The organism is Calothrix sp. NIES-3974, assembly GCF_002368395.1.
In the GTDB taxonomy this organism is placed as follows: domain Bacteria; phylum Cyanobacteriota; class Cyanobacteriia; order Cyanobacteriales; family Nostocaceae; genus NIES-3974.
The window spans coordinates 815,428-832,701 of record NZ_AP018254.1 but is presented as its reverse complement, the minus strand read 5'-3'; the positions used below and the strand labels follow the sequence as shown (position 1 = coordinate 832,701).

12 protein-coding genes and 1 pseudogene are annotated in these 17,274 nt (G+C 41.2%); 5 read left to right on the top strand and 8 right to left on the bottom strand.

Annotated features, from left to right (window positions below; all coding sequences use genetic code 11):
* Positions 1-66: 66 nt before the first annotated feature.
* On the bottom strand, positions 67-2,538 hold the full coding sequence (locus CDC37_RS03245) for an ATP-dependent Clp protease ATP-binding subunit (RefSeq protein WP_096620468.1): 2,472 nt from the start codon (positions 2,536-2,538) through the stop codon (positions 67-69).
* Between the two features lie 446 nt (positions 2,539-2,984).
* The gene (rimI, locus tag CDC37_RS03240) at positions 2,985-3,542 is read right to left on the bottom strand and encodes a ribosomal protein S18-alanine N-acetyltransferase (RefSeq protein ID WP_096620467.1); all 558 of its coding nucleotides are present in this window, start codon (positions 3,540-3,542) and stop codon (positions 2,985-2,987) included.
* A gap of 153 nt (positions 3,543-3,695) precedes the next feature.
* On the opposite strand from rimI, the gene lysA reads away from it, so the two are divergent.
* From lysA to CDC37_RS03220, 4 genes are all read left to right on the top strand, one after another.
* Positions 3,696-5,093, top strand: coding sequence for a diaminopimelate decarboxylase (lysA, locus tag CDC37_RS03235; protein ID WP_096620466.1), 1,398 nt, complete (start codon positions 3,696-3,698; stop codon positions 5,091-5,093).
* A 138-nt stretch (positions 5,094-5,231) separates the two neighbouring features.
* On the top strand, positions 5,232-6,152 hold the full coding sequence (gene cdaA / locus CDC37_RS03230; protein ID WP_096620465.1) for a diadenylate cyclase CdaA: 921 nt from the start codon (positions 5,232-5,234) through the stop codon (positions 6,150-6,152).
* A complete protein-coding gene (locus CDC37_RS03225) occupies positions 6,149-6,913 on the top strand; it encodes an isoprenyl transferase (protein ID WP_096620464.1) in 765 nt (254 codons plus the stop codon). Before cdaA ends, CDC37_RS03225 begins: the two co-directional genes overlap by 4 nt.
* Positions 6,914-7,023: 110 nt before the next feature.
* Positions 7,024-7,542, top strand: coding sequence for a hypothetical protein (locus CDC37_RS03220; protein WP_096620463.1), 519 nt, complete (start codon positions 7,024-7,026; stop codon positions 7,540-7,542).
* A 47-nt stretch (positions 7,543-7,589) separates the two neighbouring features.
* On the opposite strand, the pseudogene CDC37_RS25400 reads toward CDC37_RS03220, so the two are convergent.
* Together CDC37_RS25400 and CDC37_RS03210 are read right to left on the bottom strand one after the other, a co-directional pair.
* Positions 7,590-7,988 (bottom strand): annotated as a pseudogene (locus CDC37_RS25400) (FkbM family methyltransferase); the annotation flags it as partial.
* Between the two features lie 88 nt (positions 7,989-8,076).
* On the bottom strand, positions 8,077-9,006 hold the full coding sequence (locus tag CDC37_RS03210; protein WP_096620461.1) for a cobalamin-binding protein: 930 nt from the start codon (positions 9,004-9,006) through the stop codon (positions 8,077-8,079).
* A gap of 329 nt (positions 9,007-9,335) precedes the next feature.
* Between CDC37_RS03210 and CDC37_RS03205 the strand changes: the two genes are divergently transcribed.
* Positions 9,336-11,456, top strand: coding sequence for an ATP-binding protein (locus CDC37_RS03205; RefSeq protein ID WP_096620460.1), 2,121 nt, complete (start codon positions 9,336-9,338; stop codon positions 11,454-11,456).
* Between the two features lie 172 nt (positions 11,457-11,628).
* Here CDC37_RS03205 and CDC37_RS03200 read toward each other — a convergent pair whose 3' ends face one another.
* The 4 genes from CDC37_RS03200 to CDC37_RS03185 all read right to left on the bottom strand — a co-directional run bounded on the left by CDC37_RS03200 (position 11,629) and on the right by CDC37_RS03185 (position 17,018).
* On the bottom strand, positions 11,629-12,354 hold the full coding sequence (locus tag CDC37_RS03200; RefSeq protein ID WP_096620459.1) for a DevA family ABC transporter ATP-binding protein: 726 nt from the start codon (positions 12,352-12,354) through the stop codon (positions 11,629-11,631).
* 195 nt (positions 12,355-12,549) lie between these two features.
* Positions 12,550-13,713, bottom strand: a complete 1,164-nt coding sequence (gene devC, locus CDC37_RS03195; protein WP_096620458.1) for an ABC transporter permease DevC — start codon at positions 13,711-13,713, stop codon at positions 12,550-12,552.
* Positions 13,714-13,857: 144 nt separating this feature from the next.
* Positions 13,858-15,069 (bottom strand): MFS transporter, encoded by a 1,212-nt coding sequence (locus tag CDC37_RS03190; RefSeq protein WP_096620457.1) that lies wholly within the window; start codon positions 15,067-15,069, stop codon positions 13,858-13,860.
* 548 nt (positions 15,070-15,617) lie between these two features.
* Positions 15,618-17,018 carry an HlyD family efflux transporter periplasmic adaptor subunit gene (locus CDC37_RS03185; RefSeq protein WP_096620456.1) on the bottom strand — a complete coding sequence of 467 codons (1,401 nt, stop codon included), beginning with the start codon at positions 17,016-17,018 and terminating at the stop codon, positions 15,618-15,620.
* Positions 17,019-17,274: the final 256 nt, after the last annotated feature.

Here is a 17,274-nt window from a genome sequence, read left to right as displayed (position 1 = left end):
AATAGATAGATTTTGCTACCGTTCCCGATTTCCATCAAATCTGGTTTAAATCAACTTTGGTTTCAATTATGATTCAACCCCAGGTGTCAACAGTTCGCGACGCTGCTCGGAACGAACGACTACATTACCTGCTTCGTTGATATCGACAACAGCTGTGTCACCCTCTTTAATTCGTCCAGAGAGAATCTCTTCTGCCAAACTATCTTCAAGCAAACGCATAATCGCTCGACGTAAGGGACGCGCTCCGTAGGATTGGCTGTAACCTTCCTCGATTAAACGCTCTTTGAAGCGGTCGGAAACCTCTAGGGTAATACCTTTTTCGGTTAACCTTCCAAATACTTCCTTGAGCATAATTGCGGCAATTTCCGTAACTTCCTGCTTGTTAAGTTGACGGAAGACGATAATTTCGTCCAGACGGTTGAGGAACTCAGGACGGAAGTAGTTTTTCAGTTCTTCGTTAACTAAAGCGCGAATGCGGTTGTATTGGGATTCGCTTTCATCTTCGGCTAACTCGAAACCAATTCCACCACCACCTTTTTCAATCACCTTAGAACCGATGTTCGAGGTCAAAATAATCAAGGTGTTTTTAAAGTCCACTGTCCGACCCTTCGCATCGGTCAACCGACCGTCTTCCAGGATTTGCAGCAACATGTTGAATACGTCGGGGTGGGCTTTTTCGATTTCGTCGAATAATACCACTGTGTATGGACGACGACGTACTGCTTCCGTTAACTGACCGCCTTCGTTGTAGCCAACGTAACCTGGAGGCGAACCAATCAGTTTGCTGACGGTGTGACGTTCCATGTACTCGGACATATCTAGGCGAATCATCGCTTCTTCCGAACCAAAGAAGTAAGCTGCCAAGGATTTGGTTAACTCGGTTTTACCAACCCCCGTTGGACCAGAGAAAATAAAGCTAGCAATGGGACGGTTGGGGTTCTTCAAACCGACGCGAGCGCGACGAATTGCCCGTGATACGGCTTTGACCGCATCTTCCTGACCGATAAGACGTTGGTGGAGTGTATCCTCCATGTGCAGTAATTTCTCGGATTCGGATTCGGTCAATTTGTTGACGGGAACACCTGTCCAAGATGCCACAATGTGGGCAATATCTTCTTCGGTGACAACGGGTTCATCACCTTCGGTTTTGCTTCCAGAAGCTTTACTTTGGGCAATGGTGCGAATTTCGGCTTTAATTTCCATCTCGCGATCGCGCAATTCGCCAGCTCGATCAAAATCCTGGGAACGCACTGCATCGTCTTTTTGCTTGAGAATTTGCCGCAGTTCCTTGTCGAGTTCCTTCGCTGCTGGGGGTAATTGGGAATTTATTAAACGTACCCGCGAACCCGCTTCATCGATTAAGTCGATGGCTTTGTCGGGTAAATAACGGTCTGAAATATAACGGTCGGATAATTTCGCGGCTGCAACTAAAGCCTCATCAGAAATCTTGAGTTTATGATGCTGCTCGTAGCGATCGCGTAATCCGTATAAAATTTCGATGGTTTCATCAACCGTCGGCTCACCCACCATTACTGGTTGGAAACGGCGTTCCAAGGCTGCATCCCGTTCGATGTGTTTGCGATACTCATCTAGTGTGGTTGCACCAATACACTGTAATTCGCCGCGTGCGAGCGCTGGTTTGAGGATATTGGCAGCGTCGATTGCTCCTTCTGCCGCACCTGCACCGATTAATGTGTGAACCTCGTCAATAACTAAAATAACGTTTCCTGCCTGACGAATCTCATCCATGATTTTCTTCAGGCGCTCTTCAAATTCACCCCGGTATTTAGTTCCAGCGACGAGTAATCCAATATCAAGCGTTACAACCCGCTTGTCTTCGAGGATATCCGGAACATCCTTGTTGGCAATTCTCGATGCTAATCCTTCGGCGATCGCTGTCTTCCCAACGCCTGGCTCCCCGATTAGAACTGGGTTGTTCTTGGTTCGCCGACCCAATATCTGAATCACGCGCTCAATTTCTTTGGCACGTCCTACTACTGGATCAAGCTTGCCATCAGTCGCCATTTGCGTCAGATTCGAGCCAAATTCATCGAGGGTCGGCGTTTTTGTCCGACTCGACGAACCACCGGGAGCAACCTCCGCAGTCTCGCCCAACATCCGAATCACTTGAGTACGCACTTTAGACAGGTCTACGCCGAGATTCTCAAGCACCCGTGCTGCCACACCTTCCCCTTCGCGGATCAAGCCCAACAGCAGATGCTCAGTACCGATGTAGTTGTGTCCTAACTGGCGTGCTTCTTCAAGCGACAGTTCGAGAACTCGTTTTGCTCTGGGTGTAAATGGTATTTCCACCGCAACAAATCCAGATCCTCGACCTATGATCTTTTCCACTTCGATGCGAGCGTCTTTGAGATTAACTCCCATTGACTTCAGCACCTTAGCCGCCACGCCGGTTCCTTCGCCAATTAGACCCAGGAGGATCTGCTCGGTTCCGACGAAATTATGCCCAAGACGGCGTGCCTCTTCTTGAGCGAGCATTATCACCTTAATGGCTTTTTCTGTGAAGCGTTCAAACATGGCATTTTTCCCATCACCTGCGTCGTGCCGGTACGCTGATTTTAGCACAGCAAAATCCAATGGATGTCTGTATCAAGTTTCAGATATCCGTACCTTGTCACCCAAGTTTAGGGGAAATTTTTCTTTTTTTTTATACTCTCGTCGTCATGACATACTGAGGAGATACGTCGAAAATATCTATTTATAAGACTTTTAAACAAATTTAGCCGCTTTTGCTAAGTTGACTTATACATCACCAAGTATAAATTTATATATGAAAACCTTACTTTTGTCAAGCCCTAAATAAACATTATGATTTTTTTAAATGTATAAAGCTTTATCGATTAAATTTCATTAATTGTAATAATAAGAGGTAAAGAATTGTTAAGTGGAAGGTGAAGGGATTGGGAATAGGGTCGTCAGGAGACAGAATTTAGGTATGCTCCCCAGCATTCCCTACTCCCTTCCTAACCGAATTCCGGGATCAAATGCCAATGGTAGACGCGTAGGCGATCGCGAATCGAGTCTTGCCATTGGTCGAGTTGTTGGGGAAAATGGGGACGTTGGAGGTCGCCACGCCACAGGATTAGGGCATCTTCACCGTTATCTTGGTAATAGCGTTTCCTGCGTCCGGCGGTTTGAAAGCCGAATTTTCGGTAGAGGGAAATTGCCGCTTTGTTGGAAGCTCTGACTTCTAGGGTAGCTCGTTCTAAGCTACGTTCGTGGGCAATTTGCAATAAACCCCACAGCAGCAGTTGTCCTAGTCCCTGACCTTGATATTGGGGATGAACGGCCAAAATGGTAATGTGAGCTTCTTCGAGAATTGACCAAACACAGGCGATTCCCAACAAGCTGAGGGATGAGGGTGTAGCGATCACGCCGATAATGTCGCTGTTGGGGCTATCTAGTTCCCGTTGATAGGCTTCGATTGTCCACAAACCACCAAAACAAGCACGATCGATTTCGAGAATCATGCTGATGTGGGAATGGTTGAGATGCTGGAGTTCGAGATTCGCGATGTTCATTCGCGATATTTGGATTTTCTAAAGGATAATAGAATCTTTATTATCTACTGCATTCAGAATAATCAAGCAGGGAGAGGGCAAAATCACCTTCTCAAAATTGTGTATTCTGTTTGAAGTAGTATTTTTGGTAGTTTCAAATACAATAATATCGCTATGGTTTCGACGCACCCCATCAGGGTTGAACAATCTGGTAGTCAATATATATCACAGGATGTAAATTCCCATACATCTCCTAATCAACAACTTTTACCATTAACGGCCCGTGTCAATCAGGATGACCACTTAGAAATTGGTGGGTGTGACGTGAAAGCGTTAGTAGAAAAGTTTGGTTCACCCCTGTATATTCTGGATGAGCAAACCTTACGCACGACTTGCCGTCAGTATCGCGATCGCTTTCAACAATACTATCCCGGTGAATCTCAGGTTTTGTATGCCTCCAAGGCTTGGAGTTGTTTAGCTGTTTGCGCGATCGCCCATAGTGAGGGTTTGGGTATTGATGTGGTTTCCGGAGGAGAATTATATACAGCTCTGCAAGCAGGAGTCAAACCGGAGGTAATTTATTTCCACGGCAATAATAAATCCCTGGAGGAGTTAAAATTGGGGATTGAGTCGGGGTGCAATATTGTAGCCGATAATTGGCACGAACTTCAAATGCTGGTGGAATTGGGTCAACAAGCCCAAGCTCCCATCCCGGTGATGTTACGGTTGACTCCGGGAATCGAATGTCACACCCATGAATACATTCGTACCGGTCATTTAGATAGTAAATTTGGTTTTGACCCCAATGAATTGGATGATGTATTTGCCTTTGTCCGTGATAACCCGGTGTTGAATTGTATTGGTTTACATGCCCATATTGGTTCCCAAATCTTTGAACGCCAACCCCACCGTGACTTGGCAGCAGTAATGGTGGAGTGGTTATCTAAGGCTGCCAGTTTTGGATTACATGTGGGTGAGTTAAACGTTGGTGGTGGGTTAGGAATTAAATATACAGAAACTGATGACCCTCCAAGCATTGCCGAATGGGTGAAGCCCATTTGTGAAGTTGTTCAAGCAGCCTGTGAAGCGGAGAATTTACCCTTACCCAAATTATTATCGGAACCCGGGCGATCGCTGATTGGGACGGCTTGTGTTACAGCTTATACAGTTGGTTCCTCAAAAACTGTGCCAGATATTCGCACCTACGTCGCAGTGGATGGTGGTATGTCCGATAACCCCCGTCCGATAACCTATCAGTCAGTATATCGAGCCGTGGTCGCCAATAAAATGAGTGTTCCGGCAACAGAAACAGTCACAGTGGCTGGGAAGCATTGCGAGTCAGGAGATGTGGTGATCAAAAATGCCCAATTACCACCCACCCAAGCCGGAGATATTCTCGTCGTTTTAGCTACGGGTGCTTACAATTACAGTATGGCTTCTAATTACAACCGTTTGCCTCGGCCGGCGGCGGTATTAGTGGCAGATGGCGAAGCAAATGTGATTTTGCGCCGGGAAACCTATCAAGAATTAATTGCTAACGATAATTTACCGGAAAAACTTCTCCAGCGATAGGAATATTAAGGTAAGGATGGGCCAAGATGAAAAGTTTAAGCAAAAATTAAAATTTTCATTACCTTGATTACTATCCTTACTGATATACTTTGCTGAATTTAATTATTGTTTAAGGACAAAATATTTGATCCAGATGTCATGGGAGATTGGTGGAAGCAATGGCTGACATATTTCGTGTCCCAGTCTTTGCTGCTAAAGGCTCTGGATATCGTCTTAGTGTTGACGTTGACATACATGATGCTAGTCCTGATTAATGAACGTCGAACACTGTGGATGGTGCGGGGATTTATTCTTTTAATGCTAGCGTCTGCACTCAGCCATCAGTTAGGTTTAGAACTACTCAATTTTGTTCTGGAAAAATTGGTGATTGGTTGTGCGGTGGCAATGGCTGTGGCTTTACAATCTGAATTTCGCCGGTTTTTGGAACGTTTAGGACGGGGAGAGTTTGGACAGTTGTTTCAAACTTCCAGTTTAGCGGTTCCCAAATCCGATAGCGTAGTTGACGAAATTGTTGAGGCGGTTCGAGAACTATCCAAAAATCGGATTGGGGCGCTCATAATTATCGAAACTAGCGGACTAATCGATGAACGGGATTTTTCTGTTCCCGGTGTGAAATTAAATGCTGAGGTATCTAAGGAGTTAATCCAAACGATTTTTCAGCCGAAGACACTTTTACATGATGGTGCTACATTGATACGTGGCTCGCGTATAGTTTCATCAGGTATAATTTTACCGCTTTCAGGGCGTACAGCCTCGCGTCAGTTGGGAACACGCCACAGGGCGGCTATGGGAATTACTGAGCGAGTCGAAAATTGTATCTGTGTGGTTGTATCGGAAGAAACCGGTTCGATTTCCCTGGCTGAAAGGGGAAATTTAAATCGACCACTGACGATTACCAAACTGAAAGAATCCCTAGAGGATAAATTGTCTCCCAGTGTAGATCGCGAAGCTGTGGCCACGGATTTACTCGGTTTGGGACGACAAGTACGCAGCAAAGCCTTCTTTGTCATTTCGCGTTTACTCGGATTACCATCGACCGCTTCTCGGAAGAAAAAATGACAGCACAACAAACAGAACAGCGAGTTTTACCATCGGATCTCAAACCAGAATTACTTCCTAAACACGTTGCGGTGATTATGGATGGAAATGGCCGCTGGGCCAAACGTCGGGGTCTACCGCGAGTTATGGGTCATAAACGTGGTGTGGACTCCTTGAAGGAAATTCTCCGAACTTGTAATGATTGGGGAATCGGGGCTTTAACTGCCTATGCATTTTCTACGGAAAATTGGAAACGTCCTCATGAAGAGGTTGATTTTTTGATGTCTTTGTTTCAGGTTGTGCTGCGCCAAGAACTACGGGAAATGATGGAGGAAAGTGTCCGCATCCAATTTGCGGGACATTTGGCCTCCTTACCAACTTCCCTGCAAGAGCAAATTGCCCAAGCAACGGAGGAAACCCGTAATAACCGAGGTATTCGTTTTACAATTGCTACCAACTATGGTGGAAGGCAGGAAATTATCCATGCTTGTCAAGCGATCGCTAAATTAGTGGAACAGGGTTTAGTGAAACCGGAGCAAATTGATGAGGCTTTGTTTGAGAAGTATTTGTATACGGCGGACATCGGCGACCCGGATTTACTCATTCGTACCAGTGGGGAAATGCGGGTGAGTAATTTTTTACTTTGGCAAATCGCCTATACGGAAATTTACGTGACGGATACATTATGGCCTGATTTTAACCGTAGTGAGTTGTATCTGGCTTTACGAGCTTACCAACAACGCGATCGCCGTTATGGTAGCGTAGAAAGTACGGTCAAGTAGCTGATTCTATTAAATTCAAGTTAATCTCCCATCGAGATTTGACACAATCAAGGATAAAAATGCTAGGGTGCTGTTAATTTTTCTCCTACTCCCTACTCACTCTATCTACCATGAATAAAATCGAAGATACTCCTAAAGGTTTGTTAACAAGTAAGGTAAAATTAATTGCTATTGGTTTCCTAGCAGCTATTGTTGCTGGCGCTGTGTTATATGCTTTCGGTTGGTGGCAAGGCAGTAAATCGGTTGATTCTGGAGAGGAGCAAATTAACAAAATTAACCAGGAGTTACAAGTTAGTCAACAACAAGTTAATCTGCTACAAAATCGGAGTTATTTAATGCAGGCTCGTGCCGCTTTGTTTGAAAGTGCTGTAGATTTAGATCAGCGTAATTTTGGCATGGCTAATGTCCGTTTACAGGAAGCGGCTAACGCCCTTGGACAAGTGAAGGATGGACAGAATAAACTGGATGTGGTTAAGTTGGGTGAATTACGACAAAAAATAGCCCAAACTAATATTAATGTTGCGGTAAATCTGGAAGCACAACGCCAAAAAATCCTCAGTTTTGTGCGAGAATTAAATGGTTTAATTCCGGAGGAGTTTAAGCAAGTATCTACAGAGAAAACTCAATGAAAACCTATTTATTGGGTTCCCTATTTCCTCCTCCAAAACTAATGTTTTCAATTTGGATGAGGTGTGGTTTTTAAAAACCTGCGCATGAATGCTTGTTTATATTTATCAATAAATCCATAATAAAAAAGTTCCCAAGTGGATAAATTACAATAATTCTGGTTGAGAAAAAGAAGGTCTTCGTGACAGGTAATTGTATAAACAAGACAAGCAAATCCCAGTTGTTGCAATTTGGCTTTAATTGCTTGAATTCTCTGACCCATATTATCTAGATAGGTGAGAAAATCGTGAAATTCAACACTGATTTGTTTTATCTTCGTGATTGTGCTGTCACTCAGGGAATTAAATAATTCTATTTCTGCACCTTCAATATCAACTTTTAATAAATCAACTTGCTCAATTTGATTTATTTCTAAAAATCTTTCTAAAGTTATGCCTTGAACTTGAACGACTTTCTCTGTATTCGCATATTAATTTTTAATTAAATCATTTTGACACAAAACCCGTAGAGACGACCCCACAGGTCGTCTCTACCAATTACAAATAATCCCAACCTCGATACTGGTAATTATACAGAAATATTTCTGGGTGGATAATTTCTGCAAGGATTTCTAAGGAATCAACTAAGCGTGGACCAGGACGATTAAAGTAAGCATTTCCGTCTGTGACATAAACCCGTTGATTACGGACTGCACGTAAGTTTTGCCATTCGGGTTTTTGGGTAACTGTACGTTGGGTGTCGTGACGAGTTTGTTCTAAATTCAATCCACAGGACATGAAGATGATAATATCTGGATCATAAGTTACCACGTCTTCCCATTCAATCCTTGGTGAGTGTTTCCCTATTTGACTCAATAGGGGTTTTCCTCCGGCAATTTGGACTAATTCAGGAATCCAGTTCCCTGCGACCATGAGGGGTTCGTTCCATTCAATGCAGAGGACAGAGGGGAGAATTTCTGACTGAGCAAGTCCCTTGGTTCGAGTATGGACGATTTTTACCCGTGATTCCAAGTTTTCTAATAATTTCACCGCATCGACTTGGAAAATCCTGGCTACTTCCTCTATATCTTTCCAGACATCTTTCAAAACAAGGGGTTGTAACGAGATAATTTGGGGTAAGGGTGTGATAACTTCAGATACAGCGTCTTTGACGTTTTGCAGACTAACAGCACATACTTGACATTGGTCTTGGGTAATAATGTGGGTGGGTTGGAGTGATTTTAAAGTGTCTATTTTAATGTCGTATATACTGAGGGCAGAGCGAAGTAATTGATTGACATTAGCGTTAATCGCTTCTGAGGATAGGTCAGAATCGAGACGGGGTTGAGTACAAACTGGAAGATTTTGGATTGCTGGGGGATAATCGCATTCGTGGGAGCGTCCGACAAGGCGATCGCTTAAACCTAATGCAGCTAAAATCTCTGTCCCACTGGGGATAAGTGAAACTATTCTGGCATCTTCGATCATTGCTGCACCTGTTGAAATTGCTGGTAATTACATTTTGGCAAATTTTTAATTTACTTAACTGATTTCGGAAGAAATATTTATAGTTTAGCGAGTATTTACCCCTATGATTTTGAGATAGGAAAACAGGATGTATCCAGCTAAGTTGAGAAATATAAGTGTCACACCATGCAGCAAAAATCATCTTTTGAAGTTGTTATCTTAATGTCATGTTAATCAGAATCGTTTATTTTATATGTATTTATACTTACGGAATTGGTCGTCAAATATGTGTATCTAATTGCTAATTGAACGAAGGTGGAAATTCTCGAACGGTGCAAAGGGTGGCAGTTATGATATCAAAACCGATTAAAGTACTAGTTTTTAATAATACGTATAAGGATTTAAATTCAACAGAAGGGAAAGATAGCCATCAGCCAGAGGCTTTAAGCTTGGCGTATCACCTGGAGAATAGTCAAAATCACAGTGGGAGTGATTTCGTTGATTTGTTGACAAAAATTAACCAAGAAGATAGTGAAAGGAAGTTTTTGATTGATTTTGAGAATTATCCACGGACTTCACAAGCAAATGGACAACAGGAGTATTTGGATATTACAAAAATTAAGTTATTTCCCCATTTACATATCCATAAATTTGATATAATCATTCTCGATTTTTCCCAACAAGTAGAACCTGATTTACAGTTAATTACCCAGATACATTTATTAGTACTTGATTTACCAATCATTGTGGTTGCTTTTCACCAAGATGAAACAATTATCGAAGATATATTAGGTCACGGAGCTACGGATTATTTATGTTTATCAAAATTAGATAGAGCAAGTTTACGCTATCATTTGCTTGCAGCTTACCAGCGTCGCTGTAGACAAAATGATTTGGTAATGGTGACTAAACCTGAATCCCATTTTCGAGCTATTTTTGAACGTTCTTCCCTGGGAATTGGCTTAATTGATATGACGGGACATTTAGTAGATGTAAACCCCGCATTATGTAAGCTACTGAATTACGAGCGTAATGACTTATTTGGTAAACGTTTTACAGATTTAATTAGTTGCGCACCGGGTGATTTAGAAGTTTATCAACAATTGGTTTCCTATCCTCTTGAACGGTTAGAAATGGAGCGTCGATTGATTCGTGAAGATGGTCGTTTAGTTTGGACAAATTTGAATTTGTCGTTGATTCCTAACATAAGTGGAGAACCCGCTTATTATTTAGCCATGATAGAAGATATTCGCGATCGCAAACAGGCTGAGTTTAAGTTACGCAAAACAAAGGAAGCTGCGGAAGCGGGAAATCGAGCTAAAAGCGAGTTTCTCGCAACGATGAGTCACGAGTTACGCACTCCCCTCCATGCGATTATGGGATTGTCTCAGTTGCTCCAGCAAAAAATTGTCGGGGAATTAAATGAGAAGCAATTGGAATATATTAATTGTATTTATTCGAGTGGGGAGCATTTATTGGCTCTGATTAACGATATTCTCGATTTATCGAAGGTGGAAGCGGGGAAAGAAGAGTTATGTTTAATACCGATTCCCATTGTTGATATCTGTAATTATGTGATTTCCACAGTACGCGATCGCGCTGTTGCCAAAGGGTTAGAATTAATCTCGGAAATTCGTACAGATGTGGAAAATTGTGTTGCGGATGAGCGTCGTCTCAAGCAGATGTTGTTAAATTTGTTGACCAATGCGATTAAGTTTACCGCATCTGGTCAGGTGCAGTTAATCGTGGAAAAAATTGAGAAATGTCTGTATTTTCATGTTGTGGATACGGGAATTGGAATTGACCCTAGTAATTTTGATTTATTATTTGAACCTTTTACCCAAGTTGATAGTAATTTGAATCGACAGTATGAAGGTACAGGTTTAGGATTAGCTTTGACGAGAAAACTTGCGCGTTTACATGGGGGGGATGTAATAGTTGAGTCAGCTGTTGGTAAGGGAAGTAAATTTTCCTTACTTTTACCCCACCATGAGCAAAGTGAGATTAATGCGCTCAACAGTAATATGTTTGATTCCTGGAATCTTAACCATGAATATTTAGAAAACCAAGTATCTAATCAAAATGGTTTTCCACAGCAACCGGTTCAACCTAAGCGTATTTTTTTAGTTGAAGATGAAGAAAATACGGCGATTTTATTACAGGATTACCTGCAAACAATTGGTTATCAGGTTGAAATTAGCGCTGATGGGGAAGATTTTTTAGCACGAGTACGGGAATTTGATGCAGATTTAATTTTACTGGATATTCACCTATCTGGTAACGTGAGTGGAATGGATTTATTACAGGAATTGCGACAACAACCGGATTTAGATTTTCTACCTGTAATTGTGGTGACTCCGACAGCAATTAGCGAACGTCAACAGTTTTTATACGCAGGTGCGAATGACGTACTGAGTAAACCAATTGGGATTGTGCAGTTAGAATCGATTTTGATGCGGTATTTGGGATGAGAATTCAGGATACAGGAGAGTTTGCGGGGATTATCTTTTGACTTTAGTAAGTAAGTGGTGAGACAAAATTCATTATACAAAACTTTGACTTGAAGCTCTTACTCAGCATTACCTAGCCTAAATACTAATATGTAATTATTTCTGTCGATATATTTGTTGACTTTCAGCCAGTTTATTTTACTTTCATGGCAACATCAACACCATCACTGACCAATTTTCCATCTTCCATATAGATAATTCGGTCAGCAATGTCTAAAATCCGGTTGTCGTGGGTGACGAGTAAAATTGTACAACCTTGCTGTTTCGCTAGTTTTTGCATTAATTCCACCACATCCCGTCCAGATTTCTTATCAAGTGCTGCTGTCGGTTCATCTGCAAGGACAATTTTCGGATGACTAACTAAAGCACGAGCGATCGCAACCCGTTGTCGTTGTCCTCCAGATAAACTTTCTGGATAATAATCCATTCGTTCTTCTAAACCAACAGATGTAAGCATTTCCTCAGCTTTTGCATTTGGGTCTCCAGCTAAATATTGTTCGTGGAGTTCCAGGGACATACGGACGTTTTCCTTTGCAGTCAGAAAAGTCATTAAATTATGAGCTTGGAAAATATAACCGATATTGCGTCTGAGTTGAGTTAATTGATGTTTATTTGCACCACAAATTTCCTGACCAAGAATTTTCAGACTACCTATTTGTGCAGAACGTAAACCACCCATTAAAGTTAGTAAAGTTGTTTTCCCGGAACCAGAGGGTCCGGTCATGATGACAATTTCTCCAGCTTGGATTTCCAAATTAATATCAAATAAAGCTTGCTTACGTAATGCACCTGTCCCAAAAAAGTGATTCAGTTGGTAGATAGCGATCGCTGGTTCTGAATTTAAGTTTTGGTCAAACATAAAAGATGACTTTGTGGTGATGATTTATGACTAATAAATGGGGAGTGGGGAGTGGGAATGAGTTATATCGTTAATGCTTTATAATTCGTAATTCGTAATTCGTAATTCTTAATAGCCTACGGCAAGGCTACGCCTACGTAATACCCGCGTAGTGGGTATTATCTATTAATTATGAATTAATTTAAATGAATTAATTTAAAAAATATCTGCTGGGTCAGCCGAACGTAACTTACGCATAGCCACCGCTCCAGAAATACTACACATAACTACCGTCAAGATAAACACATTAATTGCCCTTTCTACAGTCATGGCAATTGGTAACATAGTAGCAACAGATGCCGCATAGTACAAACCTAAAGTTAACACAAAACTCGGAATATAACCCAATACAGCTAGGATTAATGATTCCTGCATTAACACGGTCAGTAAATACCGGTCAGTATAACCCATTGCTTTTAATGTTGCGTATTCTGGTAAATGTTCGGAAACATCCGAGTACAAAATTTGATAAACAATCACAATTCCCACAATAAAGCCAACCCCTACACCCAAACCAAAAATAAATCCAATTGCTGTACCATCTGCCCAATATTTCTTTTCGATTTGGGCAAATTCCTCCACACTCAAAACTAATACATCATTGGGTAATAGTCGGTCAATTTGCTGTTGAACAGCAGGAATATTGCTATTAGGTTTTAGCTTAATTAATCCTACCTGAATTTGATTGCGATCGCTAGCTGAAAATAGATTTAAAAAAGTGGAGTCACTCGTAATAATATTTCCATCGGCAGCAAAGGAAGCACCATTAACAAATAATCCTTTAACTTGGACATTTTTACCATTTAATTCCGTACTAAATTTACCTGATTTCTGAAAATCATCACCATTCACACCATATTCAGGACGACCAGCAATATCAAATAAAACCGTATTTAACGGCTTGATTTTGTCTAAATTTTGATTCACATCTGCCATTTTAAAGGTTTGTTTACTGGGGTCTACACCCCACACCAAAATGGTTCGTTCTAAACGGGTTTCCGGATTTCGCCATTGACCAGAAGCAATATAAACAGGTGTGACAGATTCTACATTTTCTACTGCTAAAGTTTGATATAATCTTTGACGTTGAAAACTTTTAACTGCAAATAAAGTTTGCATCTGCGGGTCAATTAAGACTAAATCAGCTTGCAATTGTCGATGGGGTTGAATAGCAGCATCGTATAATGCACCTTCAAAACCCATTTGCAGTAACATCAAAATATCGGCAAAGGTAATCCCTGCAACTGCGACTAAAAGACGTGTTTTTTCCTTCATTAATTGTCGCCAAGCAAGGGGTGTTCTTTTAAATAGTTTCCGCATTCTTCCCCGTATTTGTTGATATATATTTGTGGAAAAGCCAGAAACCTCTCATATTTTCAGAGAACAGCCTCTTAGCTTAATTTTATTTTTACTCCCTATTCCCCACTTCCTTCAAATTTGAGAATTTTTGAGAAATCCAGTTGACTAACTACGAAGATAAACTGCGGGACTGGTATAGGTAATTGAACCCGTAAACAACATGATAATTCCTGCGGAAATAAACAGGGTCGGAAGATTAATTTCTAATAAAAACCCAGACAAAGCTTGGGAAAATGGATCAAGAGCGATCGCAGCAAATGTTAATAAACTCATTACCCTTCCCTGCATGGATATTTCGGTTTTTTCCTGTAACCAAGTAATTGCCAAAATGCTGACAATACCCCCAGCAAATCCCATACAAACTAGAATTACATAGGCAAGCCAAAAAGTATTAATAAACGCCAACATAATCATCCCCACACCCAGTAACCAAGATAACCACACCAACATCAAACCAATTCGTTTTACCCGACCAATAATTGCTGCAACCACCACACCTGCTAATGCACCAACACCATAAGCTGCAAGGAAATTTCCATAGGCGATCGCATCTCCTGCAAATCTTGATTCTACTAGTTTTGCACCCCCCACCACAATCGGTCCTAACATAGCAAAATTCAACATGGCTGCAACAAATAAACAAATCCGAATTACTTGATGATTCCATGCATATTTCCACCCTTCTATTAGTTGCTGACGGGTATCATTAAATGGATTTTTCATGGTTATATTCATCTCAGCAGGAGGTTCAATCAATTGTAAAAATAAACTCCCAATAGCAAATAAACTTGTATTAATCAGCAATGCAACTGGCAATCCTAAACTACCAACTAATAAACCAGATAATGTGGGGCCAATCACATTTGTAATCTGTTCACCTCCCCCTAAAAATGCATTTGCTGTTGCTAACTGTGATTTATCCACCAAGCGCGGTAACATAGTTAATAAAGCAGGATAAATTAATGCCTCCAAGGTTCCAAATAAAGCAAAAAAAATTATTAAGAAACTCCAATTAAAAGAAATTAGAAATAAGAAAACACTCGTGATTTCCACAATTAAAGTTACACCTAATGCAGCCATTGTCGCCACCCGATTCGCCGCAAATTGGTCAATTATTACTCCCGCAATTAACGTAAATATAACCCTGGGAATTGCCGCAGCCATCAAAACAGTGCCAATTGCGATACCTGAACCAGTCTCTTCCAAAACAAACCAAGTTAAAGCAACAACCCAAAATTGAACTGCACATAAAATCACCGTTTGTCCTAACCATAACCAGTAAAAATTTGCTTGTTGATATAACGGTTTTGTCTTCATTAATTGTGAAATTTGGAATTTGATATTAGAGATTTTTGTTTACTCAAAGTGAATCTATAAAATCATCATCCCAGAACATCACAATTACTATCCTATCTAAGGATACAAAATCCTGGATTTTGAGCAAGTAAGTTATAGGTCTTAAGAGACTGTTTGAAAAGTCGCTTTTAATACTTAAGAAGCTTGTTTTTTGGGAGTAGGGGAGACGTGACATGTCGCGTCTGGACGGGAATCACGAGTAGTCGATAATAATAAATATACCTTTTGAGCTTCTTTACTGTATTCCAGAAGATGATTAAGAAAGCATTTATTGACACTTTTCAAACATCCTCCAAGTAACGAATTATTCTAATCCGTAATTGATCATTACTCCTGCAAAAGAGCAATGCTTACGTAATTCGTAGTTCCAGACTATTAGGTTCGGGAATTTAGACCCGACCCTAACAAATCCACGATGGAAGAAGGAGAATTAAACCCAAAAATTACGTAGGTGCAGCCTTGCTGTAGGCTATTACTAATTCGTAATTCGTTAATTTTCCTTCTACTCCCTATTTCCCGATATCAATCTCCGTCTGTACCTGAAGATTCGATAAAGCTTCAACCCGTGGATTATCCTCTGGATTGATGCGAATTTTCACCTCGATGACACGACGGTCTAAATTTTCACCTGGTTGATTAGAAAACACGTTCTGACGACTTACCTGCAAACCTATCTGGGAAACTTTTCCCTTGACAGCACCAGTAAACGCTTCACCAGTAATTACCGCAGGTTGACCCAATTTCACCTTACTAATATCACTTTGATAAACCTCCGCAACAGCAACCATCCGTTCTGTTTGAGCTAATTCCACAATCCCGTTTGCACTAATTTTCTCCCCTGGTCGGGTATGGATTTTCATGATCCTACCTGCATCGGGAGCGCGAATCAAAGTTTGCTCTAACTCAGTTTCTGCTTGTTTTAGTGTAGCTTCTGCGTTCGCAACTTCTGTTTTTGCAGCTTGAACATCAACAGGACGGACTTCTGCAATACTCGTCAGAGTAGCTTTCGCTTCCATCACCTGTTTATTTCCCGTCCGAAGAATGCGATTTAACCCTACCTTCGCTTCACTAATTTGCTTACTATTAGTTGCGTTGATGCGTCGTAACTCCGCTTGTGCTTCACTCAGTTGACGTTGACTAGTTGCATTAATCCGTACAAGAACTGCTTTTGCTTCCCGAAGTTGTTGACGAGCGGTTTCCAAACTCAAACCCTTCTCATCAAATAGTGAATTGGAAATCGCACCTTCCGTTGCAAGTTGTTGATACCGTCTAAATTCAGCTTCTGCGTTATTTAATTGCGCTTCCAGTCTTTGAATGGTAGCAATTTGAGCTTGTTGATCCCCCTTCCACTGTGCATCCAGTCGCGCAATTACCTCCGTTTGCGCTTGTCTTTCCCCTAACCACTGCGCTTCCAACCGCGCGATCGCTTGTTGTTGTGCGGTTACATCACCCTGTAATTGTGCTTGTAGACGGGACACCGTAGCTTGTTGAGCGCGAATATCTCCGATTTTTGCACCTGCTTCTATTTGTGCAAGTTTTGATTTTGCGATCGCAACTCGTGTTTTCGCAATCCGCAATGCGTCTTCAAGTTTATTTTGAGAGTCCAGAATCGCAATTATTTGACCAGCTTGAACTTTATCCCCTTCTTTAACCAATAATTTTGCTATCCTATCCCCATCTAAAGCAACAGGAGCAGATAATTTAATTATTTCTGTTTCTGGTTCTAGTCTTCCTAAAGCTGATACCTTGGTGATTGGTGGTGTTACCAATTCTGTTTTTGCTTTTTGGGAATTTACCAATCCCCAAGGAGCTAAACCATAGTAAATTACACCTCCGGTTACGAATATTGCACCCGTAACTAAACCCAACAACCATCGATTTTTTGGTTCGATCAACGGTGTCATTTTCATGTGAGATTATTCGGTTTTGGATTTTAGATTTTAGATTATTCTTCGGTTGATCCGCACTACGTGCGTCTATGGATTTTGAATTGGGAATATCCTGTATTTCTCACGATTTTTCACGCGTGAACAGTAAGTTTTAAGTCAAGGCTTAATTCTCTTTCTATTCCCTACTCCCCACTCCCTCAGAAATGAAAATACAAATTGAATTTAAAGATATTCATACTTCTTACTCCTATCTCCCAATACGGTTCAGTGATTTTGG

Coding starts and splice junctions, on each gene's coding strand:
- devC (WP_096620458.1), bottom strand. CDS start 13,713: ATGCGGAAACTATTTAAAAGAACACCCCTTGCTTGGCGACAATTAATG.
- CDC37_RS03185 (WP_096620456.1), bottom strand. CDS start 17,018: ATGAAAATGACACCGTTGATCGAACCAAAAAATCGATGGTTGTTGGGT.
- CDC37_RS03190 (WP_096620457.1), bottom strand. CDS start 15,069: ATGAAGACAAAACCGTTATATCAACAAGCAAATTTTTACTGGTTATGG.
- CDC37_RS03205 (WP_096620460.1), top strand. CDS start 9,336: ATGATATCAAAACCGATTAAAGTACTAGTTTTTAATAATACGTATAAG.
- CDC37_RS03210 (WP_096620461.1), bottom strand. CDS start 9,006: ATGATCGAAGATGCCAGAATAGTTTCACTTATCCCCAGTGGGACAGAG.
- CDC37_RS03245 (WP_096620468.1), bottom strand. CDS start 2,538: ATGTTTGAACGCTTCACAGAAAAAGCCATTAAGGTGATAATGCTCGCT.
- rimI (WP_096620467.1), bottom strand. CDS start 3,542: ATGAACATCGCGAATCTCGAACTCCAGCATCTCAACCATTCCCACATC.
- lysA (WP_096620466.1), top strand. CDS start 3,696: ATGGTTTCGACGCACCCCATCAGGGTTGAACAATCTGGTAGTCAATAT.
- cdaA (WP_096620465.1), top strand. CDS start 5,232: ATGGGAGATTGGTGGAAGCAATGGCTGACATATTTCGTGTCCCAGTCT.
- CDC37_RS03225 (WP_096620464.1), top strand. CDS start 6,149: ATGACAGCACAACAAACAGAACAGCGAGTTTTACCATCGGATCTCAAA.
- CDC37_RS03220 (WP_096620463.1), top strand. CDS start 7,024: ATGAATAAAATCGAAGATACTCCTAAAGGTTTGTTAACAAGTAAGGTA.
- CDC37_RS03200 (WP_096620459.1), bottom strand. CDS start 12,354: ATGTTTGACCAAAACTTAAATTCAGAACCAGCGATCGCTATCTACCAA.